General features: G+C 75.1%; 13 protein-coding genes. 3 read left to right on the forward strand and 10 right to left on the reverse strand.

Annotated features, from left to right (window positions below):
- Window positions 1-120 precede the first annotated feature (120 nt).
- A complete protein-coding gene (locus AC07BF_RS34365; protein ID WP_363589385.1) occupies window positions 121-663 on the reverse strand; it encodes a hypothetical protein in 543 nt (180 codons plus the stop codon).
- A gap of 178 nt (window positions 664-841) precedes the next feature.
- Here AC07BF_RS34365 and AC07BF_RS34370 point away from each other — a divergent pair, with 178 nt between their 5' ends.
- Window positions 842-2,929, forward strand: a complete 2,088-nt coding sequence (locus AC07BF_RS34370; RefSeq protein ID WP_363589387.1) for an AfsR/SARP family transcriptional regulator — start codon at window positions 842-844, stop codon at window positions 2,927-2,929.
- Between the two features lie 57 nt (window positions 2,930-2,986).
- On the opposite strand, the gene AC07BF_RS34375 is transcribed toward AC07BF_RS34370, so the two are convergent.
- Window positions 2,987-3,640 (reverse strand): TetR/AcrR family transcriptional regulator C-terminal domain-containing protein, encoded by a 654-nt coding sequence (locus tag AC07BF_RS34375; RefSeq protein WP_363633749.1) that lies wholly within the window; start codon window positions 3,638-3,640, stop codon window positions 2,987-2,989.
- 70 nt (window positions 3,641-3,710) lie between these two features.
- On the opposite strand from AC07BF_RS34375, the gene AC07BF_RS34380 reads away from it, so the two are divergent.
- Window positions 3,711-5,162 (forward strand): FAD-dependent monooxygenase, encoded by a 1,452-nt coding sequence (locus AC07BF_RS34380; protein ID WP_400987043.1) that lies wholly within the window; start codon window positions 3,711-3,713, stop codon window positions 5,160-5,162.
- 135 nt (window positions 5,163-5,297) lie between these two features.
- Here the strand turns inward: AC07BF_RS34380 and AC07BF_RS34385 are convergent, their stop codons facing one another.
- Together AC07BF_RS34385 and AC07BF_RS34390 are read right to left on the reverse strand one after the other, a co-directional pair.
- Entirely contained in the window at window positions 5,298-6,176 is an 879-nt protein-coding gene (locus AC07BF_RS34385; protein ID WP_400803009.1) for an alpha/beta hydrolase, read from the reverse strand.
- A gap of 135 nt (window positions 6,177-6,311) precedes the next feature.
- The gene (locus AC07BF_RS34390; RefSeq protein WP_400987039.1) at window positions 6,312-7,535 is read right to left on the reverse strand and encodes an FAD-dependent monooxygenase; all 1,224 of its coding nucleotides are present in this window, start codon (window positions 7,533-7,535) and stop codon (window positions 6,312-6,314) included.
- Between the two features lie 306 nt (window positions 7,536-7,841).
- Between AC07BF_RS34390 and AC07BF_RS34395 the strand changes: the two genes are divergently transcribed.
- Window positions 7,842-9,095, forward strand: a complete 1,254-nt coding sequence (locus tag AC07BF_RS34395; protein ID WP_363628416.1) for an MFS transporter — start codon at window positions 7,842-7,844, stop codon at window positions 9,093-9,095.
- A 49-nt stretch (window positions 9,096-9,144) separates the two neighbouring features.
- Here the strand turns inward: AC07BF_RS34395 and AC07BF_RS34400 are convergent, their stop codons facing one another.
- The 6 genes from AC07BF_RS34400 to AC07BF_RS34425 form a co-directional block, all read right to left on the reverse strand.
- Entirely contained in the window at window positions 9,145-10,023 is an 879-nt protein-coding gene (locus tag AC07BF_RS34400) for a helix-turn-helix domain-containing protein (RefSeq protein WP_244293271.1), read from the reverse strand.
- A 113-nt stretch (window positions 10,024-10,136) separates the two neighbouring features.
- On the reverse strand, window positions 10,137-10,979 hold the full coding sequence (locus tag AC07BF_RS34405) for a class I SAM-dependent methyltransferase (RefSeq protein ID WP_400987037.1): 843 nt from the start codon (window positions 10,977-10,979) through the stop codon (window positions 10,137-10,139).
- Window positions 10,976-12,550 carry a 4-hydroxyphenylacetate 3-hydroxylase family protein gene (locus AC07BF_RS34410; RefSeq protein WP_363589401.1) on the reverse strand — a complete coding sequence of 525 codons (1,575 nt, stop codon included), beginning with the start codon at window positions 12,548-12,550 and terminating at the stop codon, window positions 10,976-10,978. Before AC07BF_RS34410 ends, AC07BF_RS34405 begins: the two co-directional genes overlap by 4 nt.
- Window positions 12,551-12,569: 19 nt before the next feature.
- On the reverse strand, window positions 12,570-13,100 hold the full coding sequence (locus AC07BF_RS34415) for a flavin reductase family protein (RefSeq protein ID WP_079135392.1): 531 nt from the start codon (window positions 13,098-13,100) through the stop codon (window positions 12,570-12,572).
- Window positions 13,097-14,932 carry an asparagine synthase (glutamine-hydrolyzing) gene (asnB, locus tag AC07BF_RS34420; protein ID WP_363628413.1) on the reverse strand — a complete coding sequence of 612 codons (1,836 nt, stop codon included), beginning with the start codon at window positions 14,930-14,932 and terminating at the stop codon, window positions 13,097-13,099. The genes AC07BF_RS34415 and asnB overlap by 4 nt, the downstream gene beginning before the upstream one ends.
- Window position 14,933: 1 nt before the next feature.
- Window positions 14,934-15,713, reverse strand: coding sequence for a hypothetical protein (locus AC07BF_RS34425; RefSeq protein ID WP_363589405.1), 780 nt, complete (start codon window positions 15,711-15,713; stop codon window positions 14,934-14,936).
- Window positions 15,714-16,013 lie beyond the last annotated feature (300 nt).

A 16,013-nucleotide genomic window follows, 5' to 3' on the forward strand; every position in this document is an offset into this window, starting at 1 on the left:
TGGGTGGGTGGGGTGGGGGATGCTGCGGATAGCCCCCCCCCCACCCCCCCCCCCCCCCCCCCCCCCCCCCCCCCCCCCCCCCCCCCTTCTGCCGGCAGTCCCGGAGGTTCCAGGCGCCGGTCAGTTCCAGGGGTTGGCCGCCTGGTCGTTGATGGCCGTCCAGAACCGCGTGTTGTTGGGGATGTTGCCGTAGGCCCAGAAGGTCCAGCCACCGGTCTGCGCCAGGTCGGACCCGAAGTGGCCGTCGTGGAACTCGGCCTCGCGCCAGCCGGCCCCGAAGGAGGCCTGGCAGAGGCTGTCCGCCGCGGCCCGGCTGTTGAGCCGGGCGCCCTTGACCGGCTGGCTGAGGGCGACGGTGCCCTGTGCCCAACCGTTGTAGAAGCCGATGCTGATCCCGGACGGGGCCGGGCTGCCGTCGACGTTGAGGCAGAGCACGGGCAGCGAGACCGACGGCGCGGTGTCGCCGTTGTAGGCGTTGCTCGGGCTGCCCCCGGGGCCGCCGACCTGGACAGTGCCCTCCGGGCCGTAGGCGACGACGGACCAGGTCATCCCCAGGTGGGTGCCCGGTCCGGTGGCGGCCTCGGCCGGGGCCGCGGACAGCGGGATCAGGGCGGCTGCGGCGACGGCGGTCGCGGTGGCGACGACCTTCTTCAGACGGTTCATCAACTGCTCCTGGTTCGAGGCGTCTCGTCAGGCGACCGGCTCGTTTCGGCCGGTGCACAGCAAAGGTCTCAACCGGACGCACACAACTGGCATGATCTGGTCATTGATCCATCACCGCCCGTGCCCATCCACGCGCAGCGACGGTCCGGCCCGGCCCGCGGATCCCAGGGAGGGACACTTGGAGTTCAGGATCCTCGGCTCGCTGGAGGTGTGGACCGGCGACGGGAGGCGCGTCCCCTCCGAAGGCTCCCGGCAGGAGCGACTGCTCGCCGCCCTGCTGCTCAACGCGGACATCTCCGTTCCCGTCGCCCGTCTGGTCGACGCCGTCTGGGACGAGCGGCCACCGGCCACCGCCACCCGCCAGGTCCGCAACCTCGCCGGGGTGTTGCGGCGCCGCTTCGCCGAAGCCGACCCGGACGCACCGCCGGTGCTGCTGACCGACGGCCGCGGCTACCGCATCACGCTCACCGGCCACCGCCTGGACGCCCGCGCCTTCACCGACCGACTCGCCCTCGCCCGCCGCGAGGCCGCCGCCGGACGATCCCCGGCGGCGGTCGACGGGCTCCGCGAAGCGCTCGCCCTGTGGCGCGGCCCCGCACTGGACGGACTCGCCGTGGACGCGGACGCCCCGGGCGCGGTCGCGCTGGACGAACTGCGACTGACCGCCTGGGAGGAATGCCTCGATCTGGAGCTCGCCCTCGGCCGGCACCGCGCGGCCGTCCCCGAGCTGACCGCGCTGGTGGTCGACCACCCGCTCCGGGAACGCTTCACCGGACAGCTGATGCGCGCACTGCACGGTTCCGGGCGCGCGCCCGAGGGGCTCACCGCCTACCGCCGGTTCGCCGAGCGGCTGGCCGACGAACTCGGGCTCGACCCCGGGCCGGAGCTGCGGGCGCTGCACCTGGAACTACTGGCCACCGAACCGGTCCGCCCCGAGGCGGCGCCGACCGCAGCGGCCCCGGTGGCCACACCCCCCGTGGCCGCACCGCCCATGGCGGCACCCCCAGCGGCCGCACCCCCGGTGGAGGCGCCGCCGCCCGCCCAACTCCCGCCCGCACTTCCCACCTTCGTCGGACGCGGCACGGAGCTTCGCGTCCTGGACTCGCTGCTCACGACGCCCGCGACCGGTGCCACCGGCGCAGCCGTCCCCGTGTGCGCGCTCTCGGGCCCGGCCGGGGTCGGCAAGACCACCCTGGCCGTCGACTGGGCCCACCGCGCCCGGGACCGGTTCCCGGACGGCCAGCTCTACGCCGACCTGCACGGCTACTCCGTCGCCGCGCCCCTCGACCCGCACACCGTCCTCGCCCGCTTCCTGCGCGCCCTCGGCGTGCCCGGCGACCGGATCCCCGCAGCGCCGGACGAGGCGGCCGCGCTCTACCGCTCCCTGCTGGCCGACCGCCGACTGCTCGTGGTCCTCGACAACGCCCGCGACGCCGAACAGGTCCGCCCGCTGCTGCCGGGTGCCCCGGACTGCCGCACGGTGGTCACCAGCCGCACCCGACTCGACGGCCTGACCGCCCGCAACGGCGCCCGCCCCCTGGTGCTCGATGTCCTGCCCGCCCATCAGGCCCTCCGCCTCCTGGCCCGCATCGCCGGCGAGCACCGCACCCGCGCCGAGCCGCACGCCGCGGCCGAACTCACCGCCGCCTGCGGCCGACTGCCCCTCGCCCTGGCCATCACCGCGAGCCGCCTCGCCGCCTTCCCGGGCCGCAGCCTCGCCGACCACGCCGCCGAACTCCTCGACGCGGAACACCGGTTGAGCGCCCTACAGATCGACGGTGACGCCACCTCGGCGGTCCGCGCCGCCTTCGACCTCTCCTACCGCTCGCTCCCCGCCGAGGCCCGATCCCTGCTCCGGCTGCTCGCCCTGGCCCCGGCCGTCGGCGTCAGCTCCGGCGCGGCAGCCGCCCTGACCGACACCCCCACCGCCGCCGTCCGGCCCGTCCTCGACCACCTGGCCACCGCCCACCTGCTCACCCACGAGGACCGCCACCGCTACCGGCTCAACGACCTCCTGCGCCTCTACGCCGCCGAACGCTGCACCGCCGAGACCGGTACCGCCGAGCGCCGCGCCGCCCTGGAACGCCTCAGCTCCTGGTACCTCCACCACGCCGACTCCCCCACGCCGCCGCCCTCCCCTCCCGCCGCGGACCACCCGTGGAGCCGGGGCCACCACCTGATCGGCCTCCACCTCGACGAATGGGTCGAGGTGGACCGCCTGGCCGCCCTGGCCGCCTGCGCGGCGCAAGCGCCGGACGCCCCCTGATCCCGGCCCCGGCCTCCTGATCCCGGGCCCGGCCGCCGACCCCCGCGGTCCGTACGGCTACCGCACGAGCAGCGTCGCCTCGACGCCGGCCAGGACCGCCACCAGGCCCTGCTCGAAGCCCTGGTCGAAGTCCTGGAACATCACCCGGCCGGCTTCGGCGGCGAGCGGGTGGGCGGCCAGCCGCTCGGCCCGGGCGTCCAGGTCGTAGCCCTCCTCGCCGTCGAAGGGGTTGGGGCCCATGGCCTGCTCCTCGATGACGTAGCCGATCGTGTAGCTGTACGCCGTGTACCAGGCGCGGGCCGCCGCCTGCGGGGTGAAGCCCGCCCCCGTGAGCAGGAGCAGCCCGGCTTCGAGCCCCGCCGCGTACGAGGTGTCGGTGAACCGGGCTCCGCTGTAGACCCTGGCCCCGTCGCGGTAGCGGAGCAGTTCGGCCCGCAGCCCCCGCATCGTCGCCAGGTAGGCCTCCCGCCAGTCCGCCGCCGGGGGGATCCGGGACGGACCGGCGGCCGCGCGCCGCATCATCTCGGTCGCCATCTCGTCGAGCAGCGCCTGCTTGTCCTTGAAGTGCCAGTACAGCGCCGGTGCCTTGACCTCCAGCGCGGCGGCGATGGCGCGCAGGGTGAGGCCGTCCAGGCCCACCTCGTTCAGGAGTGTCAGTGCGGTGTCGACGACCGTCCGGCGGTCGAGCTTCGGGGTTCTCTGCGGCGTCACGGTTGACAGCTTAACGACGTTAAGTGCAGTCTTCCAGCAGCGACCACTTAACAACGTTAAGGAGATGCTCATGGCCACCCGCGCCACCGACCCGCACACCGACGTCCTGATCGTCGGAGCCGGACCGACCGGCCTCGCCCTCGCCGTCGACCTCGCCCGGCACGGCATCACCGCACAGCTCGTCGAACGCGAGAGCGGGCTCTTCCCCGGCTCCCGCGGCAAGGGCCTCCAGCCCCGCACCCTGGAGGTCCTGGACGACCTCGGGGTACTGGCCGACATCCGCGCCGCCTCCGGGCACTACCCGCCGAACCTGTTCTGGCGCGACGGCGAGCCGCAGGACGAACGCCGCATGTACGAACCGACCGAGCCCTCCGAGGCCGAGCCCCACACCGAGACGCTGATGCTGCCGCAGTGGCGGACCCAGCAGGTGCTGCACGACCGGCTGCGCGCCCTCGGCGGTTCGGTCGCCTTCGGACGCGAACTGGTGGGCCTGGCCCAGGACGCGGACGGCGTCACCGCCGAGTTCGCCACCGGCGCCCCGGTCCGGGCGCGGTACGCGGTCGCCGCCGACGGCGGACGGTCGGCGGTCCGCAGGCTGCTCGGCATCGGCATGACCGGGCAGGTCGTCGACCCGGACCCGATGCTGGTCGCGGACGTCCTGGTCACCGGCCTCGACCGCGACCACTGGCACGTCTTCCCGCCCAGCGACGGCGCCGCCGGGCGCGGACCGCTCGGCGGCCTGCTGGCCCTGTGCCCGCTGCCCGGCACGGACGAGTTCCAGCTCGTGGCGCAGTACCCGCAGGACACGACCGTCGACGCGTCCCTGGACGGCATCCGCGACGTGGTCGCCGCCCGCTCGCACCTGACCGCCGAACAGGTCACCGGAGTGCGCTGGGCCTCCGAGTTCCGGCCGCGGGCGGCCCTGGCGGACCGCTTCCGCGCGGGCCGGGTGTTCCTCGCGGGCGACGCGGCGCACGTACACTCCCCCGCCGGCGGGCAGGGCCTCAACACCAGCGTCCAGGACGCCTACAACCTGGGCTGGAAGCTGGCCGCCGTGCTCGGCGGCGCGGCCCCGGACGCCCTGCTCGACACCTACGAGGAGGAGCGCCGCCCCACTGCGGCGGCGATGCTGGACCTGTCGACCCGGGTCCACCACGGCGAGGCCCGCCGGGGCCGGGCGACCCAGCAACTCGGCCTCGGCTACCGGGAGTCGTCGCTGGCCGAGGAGACCCGCCCAGCCCTGCCGGAGGGCGCCCTGCGGGCCGGGGACCGCGCACCGGACGGGCGCCGGGGTGGCGTCCGGCTCTTCGACGCCTTCCGCGGACCGCACTGGACCCTGCTGGCGGTCGGGACCGAGTCCCCGCTCCCGCAGACCGCCTGCCCGGTGGTCCGCATCCCGGACTACGAGGCCTACGGCACCGGCGTGTTCCTCATCCGCCCCGACGGATACGTGGGCTGGGCCGGGGCCACGGCGGACGGCCTGACGACCTACGCCTCCCGGTACGGCGCCCTGCGCCGCTGACGCCCCGGCCCGCCCGGGCCCCGGCCAGGGCTCGGACGGCCACACCTTCCACCTCGGCGGCAACACCTACCCCGGCAGCGTTCCGGGCACTGTCGCCAGTCTGGAGATCATCAAGAACTGACGAGCCATCAAGTCCTAGACAGCTGAGATACCTTCGACGATCCGGCGGATCTCCCGCGCCAGGGCGTCGGGGTCGCTGGTCGGCACCATGTGGTCGGCGTCGGCCGCCAGTACGTGGCGGCCGACCTCGGCCCGGCCGACGCGGTGGGCGTGCGAGGCGTTCACGGCCTCCCGGACCTTCGGGCCCATGCCGGTCGAGGTCCGGGCGGCCGAGACCACCGTGAGCGGGATGCCGCCGAGGGCCGGCGGGTTCTCCTTCATGGCGGTCAAGTCCGCGACGACGGAGCCGAGTTCGGCACCCCTCGTGCGGATGGTGGAGACGGTGAAGCCCTCCTCGCGCATCTCGGCCGCGGCGTCCGCCGGCAGGGCGTCGAGCATCGGGCGGAAGGCCCGGGCCAGCAGGCCGGTGCGGGCCAGCAGCATGCTGACCGCCTGCCCGATCCGCTCCTGGCGGCGCACCGAGGGCGCGAACACCAGGTCGCAGGACTCGTCCGTCGGGTCGGCCAGCACCAGGCCCGCGATCCGCTCGGGGCGGGCCGCGGCGGCGATCCGGACGATCGGCCCGCCCCAGCTGTGCCCGACCAGGACGAACGGCCCGTGGCCGAGGCCGCCGAGGTGGTCGAGCAGGTCGTCGAGGTCCTCGGCGAGGCGGCGCAGCGGGCGCGGCGCCGGATCCGGCGCGCTGCGGCCGAGCCCGCTGCGGTCGTACGCCACCGTCGCCGCGACCCCGTCCAGCCTGAGCTGCACCGGCGCCCAGTACGAGCGGCTGGAGGCGAGCCCGCCCTCCAGCACGACCGTCGGCACGCCCTCGCCGCCGGGCCCCGGCCGCCGCATGTAGAACAGCTCCCGGCCGTCCCGTGTCCGCGCCCGCCCCGGCTCACCCTGACTGTGCATCCCCGGCACCGCCCTCACCCTCGACCGTCCATCAAGTTTGGTTAGCCTAACCTCACTTACCTGGTGATCGCGACCACCCGTGGCCGACCTGCGGGGCGGCGGGGTCGGCGGGGGCGGCGGGGGCGGCGGGGTCGGTCAGTACTCGGCCAGGTCGAAGACCGTGGCCGCGCGGAAGGCCTCGCCCAGCTCGGGGCCGGGCCGGTCGAAGCCCTCGACCCCCTCGGAGTCGGCCTCCGTGGTCTCGAACCGGCCCCTGGTGTGGTCGAGGATGGCCTGATTGGCCGCCACATGGCCGCGCAGCCGCTGCTCGTAGGCCTGGTAGGCGGCCTCGTGGTCGCCGTCGGCCGCGTGCAGTTCCCCGGCCAGCACATAGGCGGCGGTCAGGGCCACGCTGGTGCCCTGGCCGGTGGCCGGGGAGCAGCAGTACCCGGCGTCGCCGAGCAGGGCGACCCGGCCCTGCGACCAGCGGTCCATCCGGATCTGCGCGACCACGTCGTAGTGGAAGGCGTCCCCCTCCCCCAGGGACTTGAGGAACTGCGGCACCTCCCAGCGCATCCCGGCGCAGCGCTCGGCCACCAGCCGCCGCTGCTCCGCGAGGTCGCGCGGCAGCAGGTCCCCGACCGGCTCGTCGGACGTGAAGACGGCGAAGACGCGCAGCTCGCTGTTGTCCCGGACGGTCATCGCCATGCAGCCCCAGGCGGCCTGGCCGTTGGGCTGGTGGATGACCTCCCAGTGGTCGAGGCCGAGGTGGTTGGGGGCGCTCCAGCCGGCGATGTAGATGCTGGTCGGGTGCAGGTAGTCGGCCTCGGGGCCGAAGACCAGGCGGCGGGTGTTCGAGTGCAGGCCGTCGGCGCCCACGACGAGGTCGAAGGACTGCTCGTCGCCGCTGGTGAAGCGGACCTGGACGCCCTCCTCGTGCTGCACGAGGGTGTCGATCGACTCGCCGAACCGGTACCGGACGCCGGGCCGGGCCGCCCCCGCCAGCAGGGCGGCCAGTTCGTCGCGCAGGATCTCCACGTCCGGGCCGTCCACGGCGCCCCCGGTGGCCGTCCACTCGGTGGTGCGCTTGAGCTCGCGGCCGTCCGCGTCGACCAGGGACATGCCGCGCAGTCCGGTCCTGCGGGCCCGGACCTCCTCCAGGAGGCCCATCCGCTCGATGATCTCCAGCGCGTTGCCCCGCACGTCCACCGCCTGTCCGCCGCCCCGGAGTTCCGGGGCGCGCTCGACGACCGTGACGTGGAAGCCGTAGCGCTCCAGCCAGTAGGCGAGGGCGGTGCCGGCGATCCCCGCCCCGGAGATCAGGACCGAGGTCGTGCGCGAGTGGTGCGGTCGGGTGCTGTTCGACATGGTGCTCGACATAGTGGACCTCCCGTGAGTCGATGTCGTGCCGCCAGTCTCGCCACGGCGGCCGACAGGTCGCTCACAGGACGCTGACACGACCGACGAGCGACCGCCGGACCGCCGACAGGCCACCGACAGGCCGTGGCACCGGCCGGACCAGGGCGGCAGCCTGTGACCTGGGGTCACAGGATGACCGCCTGTCTGGCTGGCCGCGAGGGCCGTCCGCAGGATGGCCGCATCGGACTCCTGCCCTCCCGTCGCGGCCGCTCGCGCCTGCCGTCCGAAGGCCCGGCCGCTCCCTCGCACGACAAGGTGGTGATCGCTGTGAGCAGCATCTCCGACCCGCCCCGACCCGAACAGGCCGAGGACGTCCCGCCCCTGGCGCCGGCCCAGGCCTTCGAACGGTGGCGCTACGCGGGAGTGTTCCTCCTGCTGTTCCTGTTCGGCACGGAGACCTTCCTGGTGTCGCCGCTGCTGCCGACCATCGCGGACTCGGTGCACACCACCGAGGCGGCCGCCGCCTCCAGCGTCACCGCCTACGTGCTGGTGTACGCCGTCGCGGCGCCCTTCCTCGGGCTGCTGAGCGACCGGTTCGGCCGCCGCCGCACCCTGGTGGCGGGCACCGTGCTGTTCGTCGTGTCCAACGCGGCGGCCGCCCTCTCCACCGGGCTGACGCTGCTGGTCGTCTCCCGCGCGGTGGCCGGGCTGGCGGCGGCGGCGGCCGGGCCGGCGATCTGGGCGCACATCGCCGAGACCGCGCCGGAGGCGGTGCGCGGCCGGGCCCTCGGCCTGGGCATGGCGCTGTTCTCCTGCGGCCAGGTGATCGGCGTGCCGCTCGGCGGCTTCCTCGCCGGGCTGGCCGGCTGGCGGTCGGCGTTCTGGGCGCTGACCATCGGCACCGCGGCGGCCGTGCCGCTGCTGCTGAGCCAGGTCCAGCGCCGTTCGGCGCAGGCGGACGCGCCGCAGGTGGGGGCGGTCCGGGCGATCCTGGCGGGCTGGGCCGACCCGACGCTGCGCCGCGCCCTGCTGGTCAACACGGTGTTCAACACGGCCAACCTGGGCGCCTACACCTTCCTCGGCGCGGTGCTGGTGCAGCGCTTCGACCTGTCGGTGCAGGCCCTGGGCCTGGTGGGCGTGCTGGTCGGTGCGGGCAGCCTGGTCGGCTCGCTGCTGGGCGGCCGGCTCGGGGACCGGGCCAGGACCGCCGGGCGCTCCGACCTGCCGCTGCTGCCGCTGTGGGGCGTGCTGCTGGCGGCGGGCGTCGCGCTGGCGGCCAAGGGGCCCGGCCTGGTCCTCGCCCTGGCCGGCGTGGTGGTGTGGTTCCTGGCCTCCGGAGGCTTCGTGACGGACCAGCAGACGCTGGCCGGCACCATCGCCCCGGAGCTGCGGGCGACCTCCAGCGCGTGGCTGACCTCGACCATGTACGCGGGCACCGGCCTCGGCGCCTGGGCGATCGGCACGTTCGGCAACGTCGCGGACGGCACCCTGCTGATCGGCACCGGGCTCGCGCTGGTGGCCGCCCTGGGCGCGCTGGCGGTCAGCCTCGGCCTGCGCCGGTCCACCGCATCGGGCACCTGAGGCCCCGCCGGAACGGCCGGGCCGCCCCGGGGGACCGGCGACCGGCGGCTCAGCCGACCCGGCGCTCCCCCTCCACGCCGCCGACCGCGCGCAACGGATGATCGACCAGTTCGGTCATCCGCGCCCGGTCGGCGGCGCCGTGCGGGGTGAACAGCAGCACCGTCGCGGTCGGGTCGTCCACCGGGTGGAAGGACGACAGCGTCAGCCGGACCGGGCCGAGCCCGGCCGGCTCGACGGTGACGGTGCGGACGGTCAGCTCCGCCACCGAGTGGCAGCCCCACCAGTGCCGGAACTCGGGCGCGTCCTCGTCCAGGTGCCGGTAGACCTCGCCGGTGCGGGGGTCGGCCAGGGCGGGGCCGGCCTGCGCCCGGAACTGCTGGAAGACGTTCATCGCGAGCGGCTCCCAGTCGCGGAACACGGCCCGCACCCGGTGGTCGGCGGCCATCACCCACATCAGATTGCGCCGGTCCGCGGGGACGAACTCGGGCGAGCCCCAGAGCGCGACCCAGGCAGCGTTCCAGCCGAGCAGGTCGAAGTGCCGGTCGAGCAGGACGGCCGGGCTGGTGGGCCAGGAGTCCAGGACCGGCCGGATGGCCTCGGCGAGCCGGTCGGCGCCGTCCTCCGAGGCGGCGGCCGCCGTCGGCTCGTGGTAGCCGGCCAGGCGCATGGCGTGCCGCAGCCCGGCCGCGTCCAGCCGCAGCACCCGGGCGATCGCCTCCAGCACCTGCCGGGAGGCGGTGACCCGCCCCTGCTCGACCCAGGTGTACCAGGCCAGGCCGACGCCGGAGAGGGAGGCGACCTCCTCGCGGCGCAGACCGGGGGTGCGGCGCCGGGTGGTGGCGGTGAGGCCGACGTCGGAGGGCTTGAGGAGCTCACGATGGGCGCGCAGGAAGGCGCCGAGTTCCCTGCCTGCGGGGGGAGTTGACACGGTTGGCTCCTCGGCCCTGGTCGGTGCCGTCGAATGCGGGGGGTGTGGGCTGCCACCAGCGTAGACGCAGCCCGCCGCCCACCCCAGGGGTGAGCGGCGGGCTACACATGTTGTTAACGAGACGTCAGCTGCCACAGCCGGACGGGCATGTGGCTGACGTGGCCGCGCTCCTGCTGCCGGCGCCAGGCGCTCTCGCCGACCGCGCGGAAGAAGGCGGGCCGCTGCTGCGCCGGCACCGCACGGCTGTAGTAGTCGCCGAAGGTGGCGGCGTGGAAGTGCTCGTACTGGGCGGCGCCGTCGACGGTGACCACGGCGTCGCGCTCCAGGTGGCCGGCCACCGCGAGGTGCGGGCCCACCACCGCCGCGAGCTCGTCGGCGGTCCTGGTCCGGGTCGCGATCGGCAGCACCCCGGCGCGCTCCAGGACGCCGGGCACCTCGTCGTACGGGGTGCCGAGGGCGACCAGGGCCTCGCGGACCAGCTCGTCCTCACCGCCGAGGCCGCGTTCGTCCCGGGCCGGGTGGTAGGTGGTGAGCAGGAAGCGGCCTCCGGGGGCGAGGTGGGCGGCGGCCCAGGCGAAGATCCGCTCCTCGTCCGGGTACAGCCAGTGCAGCACCGAGGTCTGGGTGATCACGTCGGCCCGGAACGGCAGCGGCTCGGGCACGGTGAGGTCGGCCCGGTGCAGGGCGACCCGCTCGCCGTAGGGCTGGAGCCGGGCGGCGGCCTCGGCGATGCGGTGCTCGGAGCGTTCCAGGCCGACGGCGCGCCGCAGGGAGGGGAAGCGCTCCAGGGCCTCCTGGAGCAGCTGGCCGATCCCGCTGCCGAGGTCGATCAGGGACTCGGGGGCTCCGGTGACCTGGTCGAGCACCCAGTCCCGGTCCTGGACCTGGCGCAGCCGGCTGGCGTCGGCGTACCCCGCGAGGGTACGGGCCTGGATCTCGACGGCGGACGTGCTCACGGCTGGTTCTCCTCCACGGTGGACGGCTGTTCGGTGGACGGCTGCTCGGTCGGCGGCTGTGCGGCGGACGGCTGTGCGGCGGCGGGCTGCTCCGCGACGCCCTGGTCGACCAGGTGCAGCAGCCGTTCGCGGGCGGCGCTCTGGTCGTAGCGCTTGAAGAGGTTGATCCGGTTGCGGGCCAGGTCGCCCCGGTGCACGTACTCGTAGAGGTCCTGGCGCTGGCCGAAGCCGTCGCCGGTCAGCTCCCAGGCGATCCGGAAGAGCCGGGCCTTGCGTTCGGCGTCGATGTCCCGGCCGCGCATGTAGCGGTCCAGGTGCGGGCGCAGCCGGGGGTTGGCGAGGTCCCCGGCGGTGGGCTGGATGAGCAGCCCGGAGGCGCCGATCCTGCGGACGATCTCGACCGCGCTGCCGGCCACCTCGGCCGACCAGACCCGGGAGGCCGCCGTGTCGCCGGGGGCGAACAGGCCGCCGTCGGTGAGGCCGCCGCGCGCCTCGGCGGCGTCGAGGAAGTACTCGGTCAGTTCGGCGTACCCGGCGAGGCGGCCCAGGTCCTCCTGGATGTTGCGGAAGCCGTCCACGCCGATCGACTCGGCGACCAGGGTGGCACTGGCCAGCAGGGTCCGCAGCCGCTCGCGGTAGCGGATGTGGCCGACGTAGGCGCTCCAGGCGTTGATCCGGCCGAGGCCGGTGCGCGCCAGGTTCGCGTCGCGCAGCAGGAAGACGCGGTCCCAGGGCACCAGGACGTCGTCGAAGAAGAGCATCGCGTCCTGCTCGTCGAACCGCGCGCCGAGCGGGTGGGCGTGCCCCCAGGAGGCGCTGCCGAGCGGTTCGCGGGCGAGGGTGATCAGGCCGGGGGTGTTGAGCGGCAGGGCGAACCAGGTCACGAACTGCTCGCCGCGGCCCTCGGTGAACGACGCCGAGAGGTAGACCAGCACCTCGTGGGCGATCGGGGCGAGCGTGGTGAGCTGCTTGGCGCCGCGCACCACGATGCCCCGATCGTTCTCCTCCACGACGCGCAGGGCGAGGTCCGGGTCGTCGAGCGGGTTGGCGGAGCGGTCGATCTGCGGGTCGCCGAGGGCGTGCGAGAGGACCAGGTCGTTGCTCGCGCAGTGCCGGTACCACGCCTCGGCGTTGGCGCCGAAGCGCGGGTCGGCCCCGGCCAGCTGGTGCCGGAAGTCGTAGACGCCGACGGCGATCGAGGCCATGAAGGCGGGTGAGCGGCCCTGCTGCCCCAGTGCCTCGGCGTGCCACAGCTCGGCGCTGCGGCGCTGGAGCCGCAGGTCCTCCAGGGTGCGCGGGGGCTGGTAGGCGCGGGCGAGCCGCAGGCCGCTGTCCGGGTCCTCCCAGGTGAGCAGGTCGCGGTGGGCCGGGTCGTGCTGGAGGTCGATCAGGCGGGCCAGTTCGTCCACGGCCGGGCGGAACGCGGGGTGCTCGGCGGGGTTCGCGATGCGCTTGCCGTCGAGGTAGAGCTCGCGGCCGTCGTCCAGTTCGGCCCGGTACCGGTCGCCGGTCAGCAGGCCGCGGGCGGTGGCGGGTGCGCCGCGGCCGGTGATGGTGCCCAGCAGTGTCATGCGCCAACTCCGTTTGATGTCAAGGGTTCAAGGGTTTCGGGTCGATCACGCGGTACCGGCCGTCGTGGTAGAGCAGCGGGTCGCCGTCGCCGCGGTCCGCGGCGGCGACCCGGCCGACCAGGATGGTGTGGTCGCCGCCGGGCAGGGTGCCGTGCAACCGGCAGTCGAACCAGGCCAGGGCGTCGTCGACGAGCGGGGCACCGGTGACCGCCGTCCGCATCGGCACCGCGGTGAAGCCGCCGAGCGCGCGCCCGGCCCCGGGTGTGGCGAAGCGCCGGGCCACCGCCGACTGGCCGTCCGTCAGGACCGAGAGGCCGAACCGTCCGGCGGCGCGGGCCGCGGCCACGAGCGGGCTGTGGCGGCTGACCGCGACGGTGACCAGCAGCGGGTCGAGGGAGAGGGTGCTGAAGGAGGAGACCGTCTTGGCGAAGACCTCCTCGTCCGCGCGGGTGGTGACCACCGCGACCCCGGTGGTCCAGCCGCGGGAGGCGGCCCGGAAGGCCTCCTCGGTGGCCTTCGCCGTGGTCACGGCCGCCGCGGGGCCGCTCATCGCAGCCCCACCCGGTAGGCGCGCAGCCACTCGTCGACCTGGACCAGGTGGTCGAGGCCGCCGACCGGGTTCGGCGCGGTGCGCGGGCTGGGCAGCGGGCGGCCCTCGGCGAGCAGCCGGCGGACCGGCTCGCGGTCCACCAGCTCGAAGACCGGCGCGTTCGGGTCGGCCAGCAGCTCGTGCGCCCGGGCGGTGAGCACCTCGGTGTAGCGGACGGCCGGGGTGGACGGGTAGCCGCTCTTGGGCCGGTCGGTGACCTGCGGCGGGAGGAGGTCCCGGACGGCGTCGCGGAACAGGCCCTTGGCCCGCCCGTCCGGCGCCTTGAGCGCCCACGGGACGTTCCAGAGGTACTCCACCAGGCGGTGGTCGCAGAACGGCACCCGCACCTCCAGGCCGACCGACATCGACACCCGGTCCACCCGGTCCAGCAGCGGGGGGAGCCAGCGGGTGAGCGCGAGGTGGAAGACCTCGCGGATCCGCGCGTCGGCGGCCGACTCGCCGGGCAGGCGCGACACCTCGCCGAGCGAGCGGTGGTAGGCGGCGGCGGTGTACTCCTCGGGTCGCACCTCGGCCCGGACGTCCGGGCGCAGCAGGTCCGCCGGCGTGGCCTTGCCGTGCAGCCACGGGAAGGTGGGCGCGGCGACGGCCTGCGCGTCGTGGAAGTACGGGTAGCCGCCGAAGATCTCGTCCGCGGCCTCGCCGGAGAGCGCGACCGTGGAGCGCCGCCGCACCTCGCGGAAGAGCAGGTGCAGCGAGGCGTCCATCTCGCCCCAGCCGGGCCGGTCCCGGGCGCGCAGGACGGCGTCGCGGGCGTCCAGCAGGTCGTCGTCGGGCACCAGGACGGTGGTGTGCAGGGTGCCGATGTGCTCGGCGGCGGCCTGCACGTACGGGGCGTCGAGGGTGGTCCGCCAGGCGTCCGGGGTGCGGTCGGTGCTGCCGGGGAAGTCCACCGAGAAGCTGGCGATCTTCCCGTGGCCGGCCCGCTCGCGGGCGGCCGCGGCCAGCGCGGTGACGGCGCTGGAGTCGACGCCGCCGGAGAGCAGGGTGCACAGCGGCACGTCGCTGATCAGCTGCCGTTCGACGGCGTCGGCGAGCAGGTCCCGGACGGTGCCGCGGGTGGTCGCGGCGTCGTCCCGGTGCTCGGCCGACTCCAACCGCCAGTAGCGGAGTTCGCGGGTGGCGCCGCGGCCGACGACCACCAGGTGGCCGGGCCGGACTTCGTGCAGCCCGCGGAACAGCCCGTGGCCGGCGCTCGGCGCGGCGGGCAGCGCGAACAGCTCGGCGATGCCCTCGGCGTCCAGTTCGGCGCGGAACAGCGGGTTCGCGAGCACCGCCTTGGGCTCGGAGCCGAACAGCACCCCGGTGGCGTGGGCGTGCCAGTACAGCGGCTTGATGCCGAGGTGGTCGCGGACCAGCAGCAGTTCCTCGCGCGCGGCGTCCCACAGGGCGTAGGCGAAGATGCCGTTGAACCTGGTCGGCGCGTCCTTGCCCCACTGGAGGTGGGCCCGCAGGACCACCTCGGTGTCCGAGCGGGTCCGGAAGACGTGCCCGAAGGCCTCCAGTTGCGCGCGCAGCTCGCGGTGGTTGTAGAGCTCCCCGTTGTAGCAGAGCACGGCGCCGGCGTCGGGCCCCGGGCGGTCGGCGAGCGGCTGGACCCCGCCGTCCAGGTCGATCACGGACAGCCGGCGGTGGCCGAACGCGGCGTGCCGGGAGAGCCAGACGCCGTCCGCGTCCGGGCCGCGGCAGGCCAGGGTGGCGGTCATCTCCCGGACCGTCCGCGCCTGGTGGCGCAGGTCGGTGTCCCAGTCGATCCAGCCGGTGACACCGCACATCTCAGGACTCCCCCGGTTCGTCGTTGGCGGCGGGCCCGGCCGCGGCGCTCGACTCCCAGCGGCAGCCGTGGCCGGTCGGGCCGTTGGTCAGGCGGTGCGCGGGCCGGTAGCCCTTGGCGCGGATGTTGGCGGACAGCGCCTCGGTGCAGTAGGTGCAGGGCGAGGCGAGGGTCAGCTGGACGCCCGAGCGGCGGGCCTTCTCGCGGTAGTCCCAGATCGCGCAGTGCGTGATGGTGAGCGCCGCGTGCTCGGCGCCGGGCGGCTCCTCGTCGTCGAACTCGTACTCCGAGCCGTACAGTTCGGCCTGCCGGGCGATCCGGTGGATCGGGTCGGCGGCGCCCCGGCCGTGGTCGGGTTCGACCTCGCGGTGCACCTCGGCATTGGACCGGGCCCAGTCCCCCAGCCCCTCCTCGCCGTAGCGGCGCACGAGGAAACGTTCCATCAGCGCCTGGTCGCGGAAGAACACCCGCTGCCACTCCGGGGCCGGGGCGTCCGGCGCGGGGAGGTCGGCGAAGAGCTCGGACTGCAGCACGAACCAGTCGGTCAGGTGCAGCCCGTTCCCACGCGACACCAGGTACCGCGTCAGGCCCGCCTCGGCCTCGTGCAGCCGCTGGCGCCAGAGCGCGGACCGCTCGGCGTCCGACATCGCGCGGTACGGGGACCTCGGCTGCTCCGCGCCGGGGCTCCGGTGACTCGCGGCGGCCAGCACCGCCGTGCGCGGGCCGGCGTCGGCACCCGCCGCACCGGCGGAACCGGTCGGGCCCCCGGTCCTGTCGGACACACCCCCCATCGGGCCATCTCCCTTCGGCTGGACGATCCTTCGGACCGTCTCGTGTGGTGGTCGTTTCCCGCCACGCTACGGAGCCGGCCAGGCGCCCCGGTAGCCCCGAACGGCGCCGCTCAGGGCGCCGATCGTCGCCTCGCACATGCTCCGAAGGTCACCTGCGGGAGGCGGCCGGAACACGACGGAGGGGGGGGGGGGGGAGGGGGGGGGGGGGGGGGCGGGAGGGGGGGGGGGGGGGGGGGGGGGGGGGGGGGGGGGGGGGGGGGGGGGGGGGTGGGGTTGGGGGGGGGCGTGGGA

The organism is Kitasatospora sp. NPDC043950, assembly GCF_056435345.1.